The sequence below is a fragment of the Pseudoalteromonas sp. SG41-2 genome, assembly GCF_014164535.1.
Taxonomy (GTDB): domain Bacteria; phylum Pseudomonadota; class Gammaproteobacteria; order Enterobacterales; family Alteromonadaceae; genus Pseudoalteromonas; species Pseudoalteromonas rhizosphaerae.
Genome location: NZ_JACJFK010000084.1, coordinates 1 through 1,339 on the forward strand (window position 1 = coordinate 1; position 1,339 = coordinate 1,339).

Consider the following 1,339-nt stretch of genomic DNA (forward strand, 5'->3'; position numbering starts at 1 on the left):
CTAAGGGATCCCCAAAAATAATTATTAAGTTTCAATTACATCACTCACATCCATATTTTTCCAATCGATTTGCACTACTACCTGTACGAAATAGGCTAGTCCTTCCAAATAATCTCGCCGTCGCAATTTAATGGACTGTTTTTTGACGTATCGCAATCCAACAAATGCCCATGACACTACTCGCCTCCTTTTGGTTGAGTTAGCTTGAAAAGAGCCTGTCTTTCCTGCTTTGTCTATCACTGCGCCCAGCATCATTGAGAACCAATGAGCCAGTGTGGCAAGCAGTAACAGTATGTCTAATCGATAGAGTTTGTTTGTCCTGTGCAGATCTGAGCCTAAGCCGAACCTAACACTTTTTTGATCTCGAAATCCTGCTTCTATCTGCATTCTCATACCATATAATTTGAGCACTTTTTCGAGAAAGTGGTGCCTTTTTGGAAGTGAAGAAACGAGTAGCCAAGGCTCCTTATAACCACGTTTTTTATCTCTTTTTAATAACTTATGCCCTTTGCCAACCAGCACTGCATGCGTGTGATATTGTGCACTTTTGGTCAACTCGGTCGCGCCAAGATACTGGCTCCTACGTTGATTGCTCTTGAATAGTGACTGGCATGGAACAAACTCATCGCTGCCCTGCGTTTTCAAGTGTGCCGTACCTCGAACTCGGCTAATATAATGCCAGCCATTGTTTCGCACTGCTTTGAGCCAAGGAACTTTAAAGCCCGCATCCGTCACAATGACAGGGCGGCAATCACTCGGCAAGATCAGTTTGAGCATCTTTAAGAACCGTTTTTGTACTTTTGGGCAATGATATTGAAAGCTGAATGCACTTTCCTGATACAGGGTTAAAGAGCGACCTTCACTAACAATGCTGGCACGCAGAATACAGTATTTGGTTTGTGTATCTGCATGACTCCAATCAACCAAAATGACGGGATGCTTTTCAGTGACCACAAAACGGCTTAAGTGAACATAAACCGTTGTTGATTCACGTAAAAGCTCGTGGTTACTGAGCAGTCGATCAATACGTTTAATATCATGTTTTTCAGTTGTTTTTGAATTCAAATTGCGGCCGATAGACGTCAAGGTACATTGCTGGCAGTGCAATAGAGATTTAACGGCAGCGACTAAAGTATTAAATCTGGCTTTATGAATTGAGTTAGGGGTGACAGCGCGGAGCATATTGTGCAAAATAGTAAAAGCATTCATGGTGTTTAGCTCTGTTGTTTTTAAGCGATTCATAAGATCACAAAACACCATGAATGTTCCCTCGCTTCCCACATTTTTTAATACTATTAGTTCATTGATATATAAAGGCTAATTCTGGGGATACTTTAGG

The 1,339-nt window shown here is 41.6% G+C and carries 1 protein-coding gene; it reads right to left on the reverse strand.

What is annotated here, in order from left to right:
• Positions 1 to 24 precede the first annotated feature (24 nt).
• Positions 25 to 1,242: an IS4 family transposase gene (locus tag H5186_RS22470; RefSeq protein ID WP_182762828.1), complete on the reverse strand. Its 1,218-nt coding sequence runs from the start codon at positions 1,240 to 1,242 to the stop codon at positions 25 to 27.
• Positions 1,243 to 1,339 lie beyond the last annotated feature (97 nt).

Excerpts from the sequence above, each read along its gene's own strand:
- H5186_RS22470 (WP_182762828.1), bottom strand. The coding sequence starts at position 1,242 with ATGAATCGCTTAAAAACAACAGAGCTAAACACCATGAATGCTTTTACT.